This is a genomic window from Sphingopyxis sp. P1IMeth2, assembly GCF_900185685.1.
GTDB lineage: Bacteria > Pseudomonadota > Alphaproteobacteria > Sphingomonadales > Sphingomonadaceae > Sphingopyxis > Sphingopyxis terrae_A.
In genome coordinates, this window is record NZ_FYAT01000001.1 from 1,024,988 (window position 1) to 1,038,616 (window position 13,629).

The window sequence follows — 13,629 nt, forward strand, 5'->3', positions numbered from 1 at the left end:
GCTGCGCGCGGCATGGGCGGTCAGCCGATATGCTTGAAGATCCAGCCGATGCTGGCACCGCCGGCGGGCGCGGCACCCGTTACGACGAGTTGCTCGGTCGGATGCGGCCGGCCGTCGCCGTCGACCCACAGGCTTTCCTCGATCGCGAGCTGGCCTTCGGAGGTGCGGAACTGCCACAGCGGGCCGCCCGCGATGCGCAGCAGCGCACCGAGCTTGTCGGCGGTCAGACTGGCCGAGATATTGCGGCCGAGGTGAAAACGCAGCGTGAAGGCCTTGTCGCCCTTGCGCCGGCTGCGCGGGGCGGGGAGCAGCATGTCCTCACCGCGCAGCTCGCGGCCGTTGGGCGAAAGGATCAGCAGGCGGCGGTGGATCAGACCGTGGCGGCGAACATAGCCATCATGCCCCATCTCGACCCGGCTGCCCTGCGGCGTTTCGCGCCGGTCGAGCTCGACTTCGGTCACGCCGCGGCCAAGCGTCCCGTTGGGCAGGATCGCGGTCGAATTGCTGTCGGCGATGGTCAGCGTCGAATGGGCGGCGGTGGTGCGCAGCCCGCGCGCCAGGTCGGCGGGAATCGTCGCGCCGGTCAGCGCTGCGCCGCCGCAATTGACGACGATGCGTTCGTCGCCATCCGAAAGCTCGAACGCCAGCGTCGAGGCGCAGCCCGCTTCGGTAACCCGCGCGATTGGGGGCGGCGCGGCGTCGGCCAATACGACCACCTTGTTCGCAACCAGGCGCTGATAGCCCCAGTCGCGCGCCTGTTTGAGCGGCCGGGTGCGCACACCGCTTGCCGCGACGACCGCTTCGATAACCGCTGCCGGCGTCGCGCCGCTGCCCTGCCAATTGCCCATGCCGCCGTCGCTGTGGACGAGCCCGAGCAGCGCTGGCACGGTGCGCGCAAGCACTTCCTGCAGGAAGGGCGGCACCTCCATCCGGCGCATGTCGTAAATGCGCGCGAGCATCGACAGCGCCATGATCGCGTCGAGCTGTGCCTGCGGCGAACGCGCGATATTGCCGCCGTCGGCATAGAAGCTGGTCTCGAGAACCTTGCGCAGCCCTGCTTCGCCGAACACCTGGCGCGGCTCGCCGCCCGGCATCAGCAGCGATGCAGCGACGATGCCGATCCAGGCAACAAGCTGGCCGGTGCCGGGGCGCGTCTTGTCGGCGACGCGATCGAGGTGGCGCGCCGCGCGCGCGAGATGGTTGAGTACGGCGGAACGATAGACGAGATCGCTCGACGACAGGATCAGCGGCGCGTGCGCGGCCCAGAACAGGATGCGCCAGCCGGCATTGTCGGCGCGCCATGCGGGTTCGCTTACCGTTTCGCCGTGCGCGGCGAGCCATTGGCGGACGAGCGCTTCGGCGATCGGGGCGCCGTCGGCGCGCGTCCCGGTGGCGGCAAGATCGCGCAGCCAGGCAAAACTGTGCAGATAATCGGCGAAGGCCGGGGCGACCGGGAGCGCCGCGAAATCAATCTCCCTTATCGGCAGCTTGAGTCCGCGGTGGAGGAAATGGCCGGCGCGGATCGCCATGCCGGCGCGCGTGTCGCCGGGAACCGGATCGGCCGGAACGCCCAGCAGCTTGAGCGGGAAACGCCCCTTCAGCCGCAGCGCATGGAGCGGGGTGCGCCAGGTCAGGCGGGTGAAATGATTGGCGATGCGGTCGCCCAGCGAAAGGCCCTTGTCGGCGGGCAGGCGGATCAGCCGTTTGCCGGGTTCGATGCTGTCGTCGAGCGGCGCGACGGGGTCGCCCGTTTCGGGCATCGGATCGACGGGAGCAGAGGTCAACGGTCTCCCTTCCATCGATCAGCCGCGCAGGCGCTTGATATTGTCGGCGTAGGCCGCGGGACCGCCCTTGAAGGTTGCGGTGCCGGCGACCAGGACGTCGGCCCCCGCCGCGATGGCAAGCGGGGCAGTTGCGGCGTCGATGCCGCCATCGACTTCCAGCCGGATGTCGCGGCCCGATTTGTCGATCATCTTGCGCACCGCCTCGATCTTGCGAAGCTGGCTCGAAATGAAGCTTTGCCCTCCGAAACCCGGATTGACGCTCATCACGAGGACGAGGTCGATGTCGTCGATCAGATAGTCGAGCATCTTCGCCGGGGTCGCGGGATTGAGCGACACGCCCGCCTGCTTGCCCAGCGACTTGATGTGCTGGACGCTGCGATGGATGTGCGGACCGGCTTCGGGATGGACGGTGATGATGTCGGCGCCCGCCGCGGCGAAGGCGTCGAGGAAATTATCGACCGGCGAGATCATCAGATGAACGTCGAAAGGCAAAGTCGAATGGGGACGCAGCGCTTTTACCACCATCGGTCCGATGGTAAGATTGGGCACGAAATGCCCGTCCATCACGTCGATATGGACCCAGTCGGCGCCCGCCGCCTCGATGCGGCGCACCTCTTCGCCCAGCTGCGCGAAGTCGGCGCTGAGGATCGAAGGGGCGATGCGGACGGAGGATGGATCGGCGGTCATGACGACCGCCCTTAACCATCAAGCGGTATGGGGGCAAGGCGCTGGACGTCGCCGCTAGGCGGAGACTGTCGATAATCGGTCGGGGCGGACAGCGCGGCTATTTTTTCCGTCGCTTGTCGTCGCGCTTTTCGGCGGCGCGATTGCTCCAGCGCCATTTCCAGCCGCCCTCGGTGCGGGCCTGGTAGATGGGCATGGGCGCGAGCGCTGCGAGGACAACGACGATGGTCATCGCGACCGGCTGGTTGCGCAGCGCCATCGACAGCCCGGCGATCAGCGCGATGTGGAGCGCCATGAAGACCCACCCCTGCCACGCGATCGGCAGGCCGGTGCCATAACCGCGGTTCTTGGCGCGGAACCAGGGCTTCTTGTCGAGGAAGAGGTGAAGCATGATCGGGCCTCCTTCAGTGGCTGTTCGCGCGCACGAAATGGACGATGTCGGCGACGAGCGAACGATCGATCGCCAGACTCGGATCGGTGTAGGTCGCCATATTGGCGGCGCGGTCGCTGGCGCTCGCCTGCTTCAGCACATGGGTCATCCCCTTGATCACCGACAGTGTCGCGTCGTGGCGCGCGGCCTTCAGCTTTTCGGCATCGGCGAGGGGAATTTGCAAGTCGGCGCTGCCCGCGACGATCAGCACCGGCTTGGTGGTGGCGGCCAGCATCGCGGCGGGATCGTGCCCGATCAGGTCGATGAGATAATCCTGCACCGCCGGATTGAAGAGACCGCGGGCGAGCGCCGGGTGCATTGCGCTCACATCGACATGCTCGCCCTTCGCCAGTCGGTCGAGCGCGCCGTTGGCGTCGGACAGGATCGGCGCGTTGGCCGGATTGGCAGCAAGCTGTTCGCGCAGCACCACGTCGAAGGGGCGTCCCATCGCCGATATCAGGATCAGGCCGCAGACATGCGGATCGGCTTCGGCCGCGATGGCGACCAGCCCGCCTTCGCTGTGCCCGGCCACCCAGATGCAGTGCTGGCCGGTTCGCTCGGTCAGGCTACGCGCCCATGCGCCGACGTCGGCAGCATAGGCGGCGATCGTCACCTTATTCGCATCGGTGACCGCCGCCTCGCTGCCGAACATGCCGCGCTTGTCGATGCGCGCCGCGGAGATGCCCTTTTGCGCCAGCGCCTCGGCAAGCAGGCGGTAGCTTGCCGAGGTGATGCCGAGCGGGCTGTTGCCGTCGCGGTCGGTCGGCCCCGATCCGGGGACGATCAAGACGACGGGTGCGCTCGCCTTCTCGGCGCTCAGCAATGTGCCGGCGAGCGGGCCGTCGGGGCCCGGCGCGCTGATTTCGCTGGCGACCGGGCTTGCCCCGGCAGGCGCGGCGGTGGGCAGCAGGGCAGCGGCGAGGGCCGCAGCGGCGATCCTATTTTTCATCAGGGGACTCCGTCGCGCGCGTATCGGCTACCGCCGGCGGGCGACCGCGGCGGGGCTTTTCGCTCGCCTTCACGGCAACGCCGCGGCGAGCGAGCGCTTCGCGCAGCAGCATTTCGATCTCGGCATTGGCGCTACGCAATTCGGCCGCCGCCAACCGCTCGATCGCCGCATAAAGGGCGGGATCGACGCGGAGGGCAAAGGCTTTCCTGGCAGCTGTTGACATCGTTTTTGGGCTCAGTAGAGCGACCCGGCGTTGACGACCGGCTGCGTGTCGCGCTCACCGCACAGGACGACCATCAGGTTCGATACCATCGCGGCGCGGCGTTCGTCGTCGAGGTCGACGACCTGCTTTTCGGACAATTGCTGCAACGCCATCTCGACCATCGACACCGCGCCTTCGACCAGCTTGGCGCGGGCAGCGACCACCGCCTCGGCCTGCTGGCGGCGCAGCATGGCGCCGGCGATCTCGGGGGCGTAGGCAAGGTGCGTCAGCCCGCATTCGTCGACGGTGATTCCCGCGACGTCGAGCCGCTCGATCAACGCCTTTCGCAGTTCGACGCCCACCTCGTCATGGTTGCCGCGCAGCGTGATCTCGTCATGCGTGTGATCGTCATAGGGATAGCGCGATCCGATCGCGCGCACCGCCGCTTCGATCTGCGCGAGGACGAATTCCTTGTAATCGTCGACGTCGAACAGCGCCTGCGCGGTGTCGGTAACGCGCCAGACGACCTGCGCCGCCATCTCGATCGGGTTGCCTCGCAGGTCATTGACCTTGATCTTGTCCGAAATCACATTGTTCGCGCGCACCGCGATCTTCTTGCGGGTCAGCCACGGCAACACCCAGCGCAGCCCGCTTTCGCGGTCGGTGCCCTTGTAACTGCCGAACAGCTGGATCGCCGCCGCCTCATTGGGATTGATCAGGTAAAAGCCGCACAGGATCAGGGTGCCGACGACGCCGCTTGCGACAACAACGCCCCATTTCCAGTTCCAGTCAACCGTTTCGCCATTGATGTTGGCCACCGCCGCCCAGATCGCGATGCCGACCAGCACCAGCCAGACCAGCAGCATCAGATAGCCGCTCTGTGTCGCAGCCCGCGTTTCACGGCTGCGGTTCAGTGCCGGCGCAGTTCCGTCTCCCATCTTGCCCTCCGAATCATCCGATATAAAGATGATATCATATTTATATCGGATTCGGTGGCCGTCAACAGGAATCGGCTGGAGCTGGTCTATCGGCGCTGGTGGAAGGCCTCCGATCGTCTCTGTTGTGGACAGCGGACAAAAGAAAGGGGGCACGGCGGCCCCCTTTGCTCCCCGGGTTTCGTTTGATTATTCGCCGGTCGGGAACCCGCGGCGTTCGAGCAGCGCCTTCACGTCGGGGTCGCGGCCACGGAAAGCGCGATAGGCTTCGGCGCGGTCGGTCTCGTTGCCCGTCATCAACAGGATGGTCCGGAACTTGTCGGCGACGCTGCGGTCCCACGGCCCGCCCGCTTCCATGAAGGCAGCCCAGGTGTCGGCGTCCATCGTTTCCGACCAGAGATAGCTGTAATAGCCCGCCGAATAGGCGTCGGAACTGAACAGATGACCGAACTGCGGCAAACGGTGCCGCATGACGATTTCCTTGGGCATGCCGATTTCGGCCAGCGTTTCGCGTTCGAAAGCATCGACGTCGGTCACCGGCACCTTGCGGTCGTGCAGCTTCATGTCGACGATCGCGCTCGCCAGATATTCGACCGTCTCGAACCCCTGGTTGAACTTGCTCGACGCGATGATCTTGTCGACCAGCGCCTGCGGCATCGGCTCGCCCGTCTTGTAGTGCGTGGCGAATTTCGACAGCACTTCGGGCGTCATCAGCCAGTTCTCGTTCACCTGGCTCGGATATTCGACGAAGTCGCGCGGCACCCCGGCAAGCGCCGGATAATAGACGTGCTGCAACAGATAATGGATGCCGTGCCCGAATTCGTGGAACAGCGTCGTCGCATCGTCGAGGCTGACGAGCGTCGGCTCGCCGTTTGCGCCTTCGGTGAAATTATTGTTGTTCGACGCGAGGACATTGCGTTCGCCGCCCAGCCCCTGTTCGCTGCGATAGGTGGTCATCCAAGCGCCCGAACGCTTGCCGTCGCGCGCAAAATTGTCGAGGTAGAGGACCCCGACATTCTTGCCGGTCTTGAGGTTATAGACCTCGAACGTCTTCACCTTTGGATCGAAGACCGGGATCGTGCCGGTGTTTTCGCGGAAGCCCAGATCATAGAGCTGCCCCGCCGACCAGAACATCGCATCGCGCAGCTTGTCGAGCTGGAGGTACGGTTTCACCTCGCTTTCATCGAGGTCGTATTTCGCCTTGCGGACCTTCTCCGCATAGAAGCGATAATCCCACGGCTCGATGGTGATCTTCGGCCCCTTGCCCGCCTTTGCCTCGGCATCGGCGATCGCCTGCATGTCGGCTACCTCTTCATGCACGCGCGCGACCGCGGCGGGCCACACCTTCATCATCAGCGCCATCGCGTTCGCGGGCGTCTTGGCCATCGTGTCGGCCATGCGATAATCGGCATGGGTCGGAAAGCCGAGCAGTTCGGCGCGCGCCTGGCGCAGCTTCAGTATTTCGGCGATCGTCGCATTGGTGTCGTTGGCATCGCCATTGTCGCCGCGATTGACGAAGGCGCGCCACACCTTCTCGCGAAGCGCGCGATTGGTCGCATTTTGGAGCACCGGCTGCGCCGACGAGCGGGTGTTCTTGATCGCCCACTGGCCGGGCTTGCCCTGCGCCTCGGCCGCAGCGGCCAGCGAAGCTACGAAGCCCGCGGGCAGCCCGTCGAGTTCGGCCTTGTCGGTGACGAAGGTGTAAAGCTTTTCATCGCCGAGCAACTTCGACGAAAAGGTCGAGAACAGCCCTTCCAGCTTGGCGTTCATATCGACCAGCTTCGCCTTGTCGGCGGGGGACAGATTGGCGCCGTCGCGCACCATCTCGTCATAGCTGCGCTCGACAATGCGAATCTGCTGGGAGTTGAGCCCGCTCGTCAGCCGCGTGTCATACACCGCCTTGTAGCGCGCGAAGAGTTTGGGATCGAGGAACAGCTCGGTATAGAATTTGGTGAGCTTCGGGCTCCATTCGGCGTCTATATCTTCGACGCGGTCGTTCGACTTGTTCGACGTCTGCACGCCCCACATCGCAAAGACGCGGTCCATCGTTTCGCCGGCAAGCTGCATCGGGACATGCGTGTTTTCGAAAGTCGGCGCGGCGGGATTGTCGATGACCGCCTGCACCTCGGCCTTCACCTCGGCCATCCCTTTTTCAAAGGCGTCGGGGAACAGGTCGGGGTCCAGCTTGTCCCACGGCGGCACCCCTTCATAGGGACCGGTCCACGGGGCAAGCAGCGGGTTCGCGTCGGCCGGGGTGGAAGCGGGCGCCTTGGCGGCGGGTTCGGCGGCAATACTCATCTGGCTATAACCCATCATCAGCGCCGTCGATGCAAGCAGCATCGACAAATGACGGAGAGGGCGGGGCGCGATACGCGGCATCTGTGATCTCCCGGGGGTTTTGGTTTCGGACGAAACTATGTCGGTAGGTGCCTTAACCCGATAGGGCGGCAGCGCGCAAGCCGAGGAGGCCAGGCCCCGGCGGAGCTCCAGTTGTTGCAGGAATGTTCGGATGGGTGTGGGGCGGACTTAACGATCGAGAGGCAAGGACCGACGGTTTCGTCTGGCTAATAAGCTTTCGTATGACCCTCGCTTTGATGGTTGGGCCCAAAAATCTTCGCCAGCAGGGCGATCCTGGCGGCCTCATTGGAAGCAACGACGTGACAATCGTCTGAATCGCCGGCCACTGCTGTGTAACCAATACCGCCGAGTTTAAAATCGGAGGCTTTCGCGAACACCATATTCTTGACGCTACCCATTTCCACACCGAGGGTTTCCTTCAAATATTCGAGAAAGCGTGGATAATTACGAACGTCAAAGCGGAGAAACATGACATATCGCTTCTCGCCGCTGGCGAATGTGAATGTCTCTGCCAAAGGCTCCGGCACGTCAAAATCCTTCCGGGCGGCTGGCTATATTCTGACGCTCAGTCATGCGCACCGCAACCGGTCACTTCCCGCCATACCGCGCCCGTCGAACTCACCCGCCAAAGCACGGCTGGACGATCCCTGGCACATCGACGCGGAAGGTGAAGAGGCCGCCGGCGTGCGGCTGGGCCGCGCGCGCGTCGTCGGACAGGTCTTTGCCCGCGCTGGTGACGAAGGCGGTGCACAGGTCGGCGCCGCCCAGCGCGATCATCGAGGGGCGCTGGACGGGCATCTCGACCGTCTGGAGAATCTCGCCCGCGGGCGACAGGCGCACGACGCGCCAGCCGTCCCACAGCGCCGACCAGTAACAGCCCTCGGCATCGACCGTTCCGCCGTCAGGGCGGCCCTTGCCCTGCTCGAACTGGTGGAACAGCCGGCCGTCTCCAAGCGCGCCGGTCGCGGGGTCGACCGCATAGGCGTGCAGCGCATGCGTTGGCGTGTCGGCATGATAAAAGGTGCGGCCGTCGGGGCTGAAGGCCGCGCCGTTGCTCGTCAGCAGCCCGCCGAGCATCGGAGGCAGAGTCCCGTCGGGGTCGAGGCGAAACAGCATTGCGCCCGGGTTGGACTTGTCGCGCGTCACGCTGCCGATCCAGAAGCGGCCCGCGGCATCGACGCACCCGTCGTTGAAGCGCTGTTCGGCTATGCCCGCCAGCACCGCCGGACCGAAGGGGCGCGGGGCCTCGCCCCACGCGTCGATCAGCGCGCAGCCGTCCTTGAGGCCCATGACCAGCCCGCCGCCCGCGCGCGGCGCGACGCAGCCGACGGGCTGGTCGAGCTGCATCGTTTCGGTCGCGCCAGTCGCGGGATCGGTGCGATGGATGCGATGCGCATCGATATCGACCCAGTAAAGGCGTGCTTCGGGGGCGTGCCAGCGCGGCGATTCGCCGAGCAGCGCCTGCGCATCGAGAAGGAGATCGACCATCGCAGCGGCTTAGCGCGGCGCGGCGGCGCTGCCCAGCGCCCGCAAACCTATTCGGTGCCCGATTCGATTATGGAACAGCCGCCTCGGCGCAAATTCCGTTCATCGTCACTGACTTGATGCGGGGTCGTTTCTCGCCGCGCGGGGCGCATGGGTCCGGTATCCGGTCCGGGGCGACAAGACGGTGGGCGGCTTCGCGTGCGTTTTATGCCGTAACGGCATTTCTACTTGACGTGGACGTAAACGTAAGGTCCATTAGCAAGCGAAGGACGTGCCCCGGCGCGGCCCCGTTTCGCGCACCGGCTCCCCGAAATCGTCCGGACGCGCTCAGGGAAAGGAAGAAGGATGTCGCTCGATAATCTGTCGCGCACCGCTTACACCGACGATCATGAGGCGTTCCGCGCGACGGTGCGCCAGTTCCTCGAAAAAGAAGTCGCGCCCAATCAAGCGAAATGGGCTGAGGACGGCATCGTGCCGAAGGATTTGTGGCCCAAGGCGGGCGAGCTGGGCCTGCTGTGCCCCACCGTTCCCGAAGAATATGGCGGGCTGGGCCTCGACTTCGGCTATAATGCGATCGTCGACGAGGAAAGCGCCTATTATGGCCGCGTCACCACCGGCTTTTCGCTCCAGTCCGATATCGTCACCAACTATATCGTCCGATACGGCAGCGAAGAGCAGAAGAAGCATTGGCTGCCCAAGATGGTGTCGGGCGAAGTGGTCACCGCGATCGCGATGACCGAGCCGGGTACCGGCAGCGACCTTCAGGGCATGCGCACGACCGCAAAGAAGGATGGCAATCATTATGTCATCAACGGGTCGAAAACATATATCACCAACGGCCAGAACGCCGACCTGGTCCTGGTCTGCGTCAAGACCGACACCGAGGTGCAGCCTGCGTGGAAGGGGGTGTCGATCGTGCTCGTCGAGGCCGATCGCGACGGTTTCCAGCGCGGCCGTAACCTCGACAAGATCGGGCAGGACGAAGCCGACACGTCGGAGCTTTTCTTCAACGACGTCCGCGTCCCCATCACTAACTGTCTCGGCGAAGAGGGACAGGGGTTCATCTATCTGATGAGCGAACTGCCGCAGGAACGCCTGTCGATCGCCGTGTCGGCGCAGGCCTCGGCGCAGCGCGCGTTCGACGATACTGTCGAATATACGCGCGACCGCAAGGCGTTCGGCAAGCCGATCCTCGATTTCCAGAACAGCCGCTTCGTCCTCGCCGATCTGAAGGCGAAGCTGCAGGTCGGCTGGGCGCACCTCGACTGGGCGCTCGCGCGACATCTGAAGAAGGAACTCACCCCCGAAGAGGGCGCTGCGGCGAAGCTGTGGCACACCGATCTTCAGTGGGAAGTGATGGACAAGTGTCTCCAGCTGTTCGGCGGCGCGGGTTATATGAACGAATATCCGATCGCCCGCGCCTGGCGCGCGGCGCGCGTGACGCGCATCTTTGGCGGCACGAACGAGATCATGAAGGAACTGATCGGGCGCAAGCTTTAATCCCGTCGCCCCCGCCTTCGCAGGGGCGGCGACAATCGGAAAGGAACTCTCCATGGCCACAGCCTATATCGTAGATGCCGTCCGCACCGCCGGCGGTCGCCGCGGCGGCAAGCTCGCCGGTGTTCACCCTGTCGACCTCGGCGCCGCGGTCTATGACGCGATCGCCGACCGCAACGACTTCGACACGTCGAAGATCGACGATGTCATCACCGGTTGCGTCAGCCAGGGCGGCGAGCAGACGATGGACCTCGGCCGCAATGCCGTGCTCGCCTCGAAGCTTCCCGATTCGATCCCCGCGGTGACGATCGACCGGCAGTGCGGATCGTCGCAGCAGGCGATGATGTTCGCCGCGCAGGCGGTGATGTCGGGCACGCAGGATATCGTCCTCGCCAGCGGCATCGAAAGCATGACGCGCGTACCGATGGGCAGCGTCGCGACGCTGTTCATGAAGGAAGGGCTCGGCAATTATAAGTCGCCGCGGCTCGAGGAAAAATATCCCGGCATCATGTTCAGCCAGTTCATGGGTGCCGAGATGATCGTCAAGAAGCACGGCTTCACCAAGGACGACCTCGATGCCTTCGCGCTCGAAAGCCATCGCCGCGCCCGCGTCGCGACCGAGGCGGGGCTGTTCGGCAATGAAATCGTCGGGATCGAGGTGGAGACGCCCGAAGGGCCGCAGCGCCACACGGTCGACGAGGGGATCCGCTTCGACGCGACGCTCGAAAGCATTGCCGGGGTGAAGATCCTGCAGGAAGGCGGCACCATCACCGCGGCGACCAGCTCGCAGATCTGCGACGGCGCGTCGGCCGCGCTGATCGTGTCGGAACAGGCGCTCAAGGATCATGGGCTGACCCCGCGCGCGCGCATCCATCATATTTCGGTGACCGCGGGCGACCCCATCATCATGCTCGAAGAGCCGCTGTTCGCGACCGAAAAGGCGCTCAAGAAGGCGGGTCTGCGGATCGAGGACATCGACGCCTATGAAGTGAACGAGGCGTTCGCGCCGGTACCGCTCGCCTGGCTCAAATATCTTGGCGCGGACCATGCGCGGCTCAACCAGCATGGCGGCGCGATCGCGCTCGGCCACCCGCTTGGCGCCTCGGGAACCAAGCTGATGGCGACGCTGCTCGGCGTGCTCGACGCCACCGGCGGCAAATATGGTCTTCAGACGATGTGCGAAGGCGGCGGCCAGGCCAATGTCACCATCGTCGAGCGGCTCTAACGATCTTGTGCTCCGGCGGAAGCCGGAGCCCAGGGCGGCCTGACGCGGGCGTCAGTTGTTCACGCTCTGGGTTCCGGCTTTCGCCGGAACACGCATTTTTCAGGGAAAGGACATGACATGAAACTCGATTCCACCGTATCCGCCGTCGTCACCGGCGGCGCTTCGGGCCTTGGTGCCGCCACCGCGCGCGCACTTGCCGCGAAGGGCGTCAAGGTCGCGATCTTCGATTTGCAGGCCGAAAAGGGCGAGGCGCTTGCTGCCGAACTCGGCGGCGTTTTCTGCGAATGCAATGTCACCGACGATGCGTCGGTCGACGCCGCCTTCGAAAAGGCGCGCGCCGCGATCGGTCAGGAGCGTATCCTTGTGAACTGCGCCGGCACCGGCAATGCGATCAAGACCGCCAGCCGGTCGAAAGAAGACGGCAGCATCAAGCATTTCCCGCTCGATGCCTTCAACTGGATCATCCAGATCAACCTAGTCGGCACCTTCCGCTGCATCGCCAAGTCGGCGGCGGGCATGATGACGCTCGACCCGATGGAAGATGGCGAACGCGGCGCGATCGTCAACACCGCGAGCGTCGCGGCCGAGGACGGCCAGATCGGTCAGGCAGCCTATTCGGCATCGAAGGGCGGCGTCGTCGGCATGACCCTGCCGATCGCGCGCGACCTTGCGGCGGAAAGCATCCGCGTCAACACGATCCTGCCGGGCATCTTCGACACCCCGCTGCTCGGCGCCGCGCCGCAGAATGTCCGCGATGCGCTCGCGGCCTCGGTCCTCAATCCGAAGCGCCTCGGCAACCCGGCCGAATATGCGGGTCTCGCGCTGACCATGATCGAAAACGGCTATTTCAACGGCGAGGACGTGCGCCTCGACGGCGGCATCCGCATGGGTCCGCGCTGACATGCCGAAACCGGAAAGCTGGCGGCTCGATGCCGCCAGCTACCCTGTCCACCTCGATCTGCAGACGCGGTTCCAGGACATGGACATCAACGGTCACCTCAACAATGTGGCCTTCGCGGCACTGTTTGAAAGCGGCCGCGTGCTACTGAACCGCGAAATCCGTCCTTGGGAGGAGCGCCCGGCGAACGAGCGCACGATGGTCGCCGCGGTCGAGATCAACTATCTGGGTGAGGGAAATTTTCCCGACCCGGTCGAAATTGCGACCGGCATCGGCCGCCTCGGCACGTCGAGCTGGACGATCGTACAGGCGATGTTCCAGAACGGTCGCTGCATCGCGACCTGTGATACGGTCGTGGTGTGCCGCACCGACGGCGCCGCCAAGCCGCTGCGCGCCGAAATGGTAAGGGAACTGGAAGCGAAGCTGGCGCGGCCGGGTTGAGCTTTCGTCATTGCGAGGAACCAACGGCGACGTGGTAATCTCCCGGCTTTCGCCGGGGTGGCAATGACGGCGCTCTAAAGTGTCGGGTCCGCCTCGGGCACCGAGCGGATCAGATCGCGGGCGAACCCGATCAGGCCGATCTGGCGGCGGCGCTTCAGCCGCTCGGCGCGCAGGATCGCCTTCACTTCCTCGAAGCAGCCTTCGATATCGTCATTGATCAGCACATAGTCATAGCCGTCCCAGTGACTGATCTCGTTCGCCGCGCGTGCCATCCGCGCCGCGATCACTTCGTCGCTGTCGGTGTTGCGCGCGCGCAGCCGGCGTTCGAGCTCCTCCATCGTCGGCGGCAGGATGAACACCCGCACCACATCGGGGCCCGCTTCCTGATAGAGCTGCTGCGCGCCCTGCCAGTCGATATCGAACAGCACGTCCTTGCCGGCTGCGAGCAGTTCCTCGACGCGGTCGCGAGGGGTACCGTAGCGATGGCCGAAGACATGCGCCCATTCGAGAAACTCGCCATCAGCGGCCATCTGCTTGAACGTGTCGACGTCGACGAAATGATAATCGACCCCATCCTGCTCGCCGGGACGCATCGGCCGCGTGGTGGCGGAGATTGACAGCGCAATGTCGTGGTCGCCCGCGAGCATCTTTTTGGAGATGGTGGTCTTGCCTGCACCCGAGGGCGAGGAGAGGACGAACAGGACGCCGCGGCGGTTGAGGTGGACGCTTTCAGCCATGGGC

Annotated in this window: 14 protein-coding genes; 4 read left to right on the forward strand and 10 right to left on the reverse strand. The window is 64.8% G+C overall.

What is annotated here, in order from left to right:
- Window positions 1-20 precede the first annotated feature (20 nt).
- From P1IM2_RS04810 to P1IM2_RS04850, 9 genes are all read right to left on the reverse strand, one after another.
- Window positions 21-1,760, reverse strand: a complete 1,740-nt coding sequence (locus P1IM2_RS04810; RefSeq protein ID WP_186401676.1) for a heparinase II/III family protein — start codon at window positions 1,758-1,760, stop codon at window positions 21-23.
- Window positions 1,761-1,802: 42 nt separating this feature from the next.
- Window positions 1,803-2,471: a ribulose-phosphate 3-epimerase gene (gene rpe, locus P1IM2_RS04815; RefSeq protein WP_058812314.1), complete on the reverse strand. Its 669-nt coding sequence runs from the start codon at window positions 2,469-2,471 to the stop codon at window positions 1,803-1,805.
- 97 nt (window positions 2,472-2,568) lie between these two features.
- Complete coding sequence (locus P1IM2_RS04820) at window positions 2,569-2,859, reverse strand: hypothetical protein (protein ID WP_186401587.1); 291 nt, start codon at window positions 2,857-2,859, stop codon at window positions 2,569-2,571.
- A 13-nt stretch (window positions 2,860-2,872) separates the two neighbouring features.
- Window positions 2,873-3,847 carry an alpha/beta hydrolase gene (locus P1IM2_RS04825; RefSeq protein ID WP_186401588.1) on the reverse strand — a complete coding sequence of 325 codons (975 nt, stop codon included), beginning with the start codon at window positions 3,845-3,847 and terminating at the stop codon, window positions 2,873-2,875.
- Complete coding sequence (locus P1IM2_RS04830; RefSeq protein ID WP_062901546.1) at window positions 3,837-4,070, reverse strand: hypothetical protein; 234 nt, start codon at window positions 4,068-4,070, stop codon at window positions 3,837-3,839. Before P1IM2_RS04830 ends, P1IM2_RS04825 begins: the two co-directional genes overlap by 11 nt.
- A gap of 11 nt (window positions 4,071-4,081) precedes the next feature.
- The gene (locus P1IM2_RS04835; RefSeq protein ID WP_186401589.1) at window positions 4,082-4,987 is read right to left on the reverse strand and encodes an SPFH domain-containing protein; all 906 of its coding nucleotides are present in this window, start codon (window positions 4,985-4,987) and stop codon (window positions 4,082-4,084) included.
- Between the two features lie 186 nt (window positions 4,988-5,173).
- Entirely contained in the window at window positions 5,174-7,363 is a 2,190-nt protein-coding gene (locus P1IM2_RS04840; protein ID WP_186401590.1) for a M3 family metallopeptidase, read from the reverse strand.
- Window positions 7,364-7,548: 185 nt separating this feature from the next.
- The gene (locus P1IM2_RS04845; protein WP_186401591.1) at window positions 7,549-7,869 is read right to left on the reverse strand and encodes a hypothetical protein; all 321 of its coding nucleotides are present in this window, start codon (window positions 7,867-7,869) and stop codon (window positions 7,549-7,551) included.
- 91 nt (window positions 7,870-7,960) lie between these two features.
- Entirely contained in the window at window positions 7,961-8,830 is an 870-nt protein-coding gene (locus tag P1IM2_RS04850) for an SMP-30/gluconolactonase/LRE family protein (protein WP_186401592.1), read from the reverse strand.
- 342 nt (window positions 8,831-9,172) lie between these two features.
- Here P1IM2_RS04850 and P1IM2_RS04855 point away from each other — a divergent pair, with 342 nt between their 5' ends.
- The 4 genes from P1IM2_RS04855 (at window position 9,173) to P1IM2_RS04870 (ending at window position 12,888) form a co-directional block, all read left to right on the forward strand.
- Window positions 9,173-10,327, forward strand: coding sequence for an acyl-CoA dehydrogenase family protein (locus P1IM2_RS04855; protein ID WP_003041771.1), 1,155 nt, complete (start codon window positions 9,173-9,175; stop codon window positions 10,325-10,327).
- A 52-nt stretch (window positions 10,328-10,379) separates the two neighbouring features.
- A complete protein-coding gene (locus P1IM2_RS04860) occupies window positions 10,380-11,549 on the forward strand; it encodes an acetyl-CoA C-acetyltransferase (RefSeq protein WP_003041773.1) in 1,170 nt (389 codons plus the stop codon).
- Window positions 11,550-11,666: 117 nt separating this feature from the next.
- Window positions 11,667-12,449: an SDR family NAD(P)-dependent oxidoreductase gene (locus P1IM2_RS04865; protein WP_058812323.1), complete on the forward strand. Its 783-nt coding sequence runs from the start codon at window positions 11,667-11,669 to the stop codon at window positions 12,447-12,449.
- 1 nt (window position 12,450) lies between these two features.
- Window positions 12,451-12,888: an acyl-CoA thioesterase gene (locus P1IM2_RS04870; protein WP_062901552.1), complete on the forward strand. Its 438-nt coding sequence runs from the start codon at window positions 12,451-12,453 to the stop codon at window positions 12,886-12,888.
- Window positions 12,889-12,962: 74 nt separating this feature from the next.
- On the opposite strand, the gene gmk is transcribed toward P1IM2_RS04870, so the two are convergent.
- Window positions 12,963-13,625: a guanylate kinase gene (gene gmk, locus P1IM2_RS04875; protein WP_186401593.1), complete on the reverse strand. Its 663-nt coding sequence runs from the start codon at window positions 13,623-13,625 to the stop codon at window positions 12,963-12,965.
- Window positions 13,626-13,629 lie beyond the last annotated feature (4 nt).

What these genes read in the sequence shown, in the direction of transcription:
- P1IM2_RS04810 (WP_186401676.1), bottom strand. Translation starts at nt 1,760, where the DNA reads ATGCCCGAAACGGGCGACCCCGTCGCGCCGCTCGACGACAGCATCGAA.
- rpe (WP_058812314.1), bottom strand. Translation starts at nt 2,471, where the DNA reads ATGACCGCCGATCCATCCTCCGTCCGCATCGCCCCTTCGATCCTCAGC.
- P1IM2_RS04820 (WP_186401587.1), bottom strand. Translation starts at nt 2,859, where the DNA reads ATGCTTCACCTCTTCCTCGACAAGAAGCCCTGGTTCCGCGCCAAGAAC.
- P1IM2_RS04825 (WP_186401588.1), bottom strand. Translation starts at nt 3,847, where the DNA reads ATGAAAAATAGGATCGCCGCTGCGGCCCTCGCCGCTGCCCTGCTGCCC.
- P1IM2_RS04830 (WP_062901546.1), bottom strand. Translation starts at nt 4,070, where the DNA reads ATGTCAACAGCTGCCAGGAAAGCCTTTGCCCTCCGCGTCGATCCCGCC.
- P1IM2_RS04835 (WP_186401589.1), bottom strand. Translation starts at nt 4,987, where the DNA reads ATGGGAGACGGAACTGCGCCGGCACTGAACCGCAGCCGTGAAACGCGG.
- P1IM2_RS04840 (WP_186401590.1), bottom strand. Translation starts at nt 7,363, where the DNA reads ATGCCGCGTATCGCGCCCCGCCCTCTCCGTCATTTGTCGATGCTGCTT.
- P1IM2_RS04850 (WP_186401592.1), bottom strand. Translation starts at nt 8,830, where the DNA reads ATGGTCGATCTCCTTCTCGATGCGCAGGCGCTGCTCGGCGAATCGCCG.
- P1IM2_RS04855 (WP_003041771.1), top strand. Translation starts at nt 9,173, where the DNA reads ATGTCGCTCGATAATCTGTCGCGCACCGCTTACACCGACGATCATGAG.
- P1IM2_RS04860 (WP_003041773.1), top strand. Translation starts at nt 10,380, where the DNA reads ATGGCCACAGCCTATATCGTAGATGCCGTCCGCACCGCCGGCGGTCGC.
- P1IM2_RS04865 (WP_058812323.1), top strand. Translation starts at nt 11,667, where the DNA reads ATGAAACTCGATTCCACCGTATCCGCCGTCGTCACCGGCGGCGCTTCG.
- P1IM2_RS04870 (WP_062901552.1), top strand. Translation starts at nt 12,451, where the DNA reads ATGCCGAAACCGGAAAGCTGGCGGCTCGATGCCGCCAGCTACCCTGTC.
- gmk (WP_186401593.1), bottom strand. Translation starts at nt 13,625, where the DNA reads ATGGCTGAAAGCGTCCACCTCAACCGCCGCGGCGTCCTGTTCGTCCTC.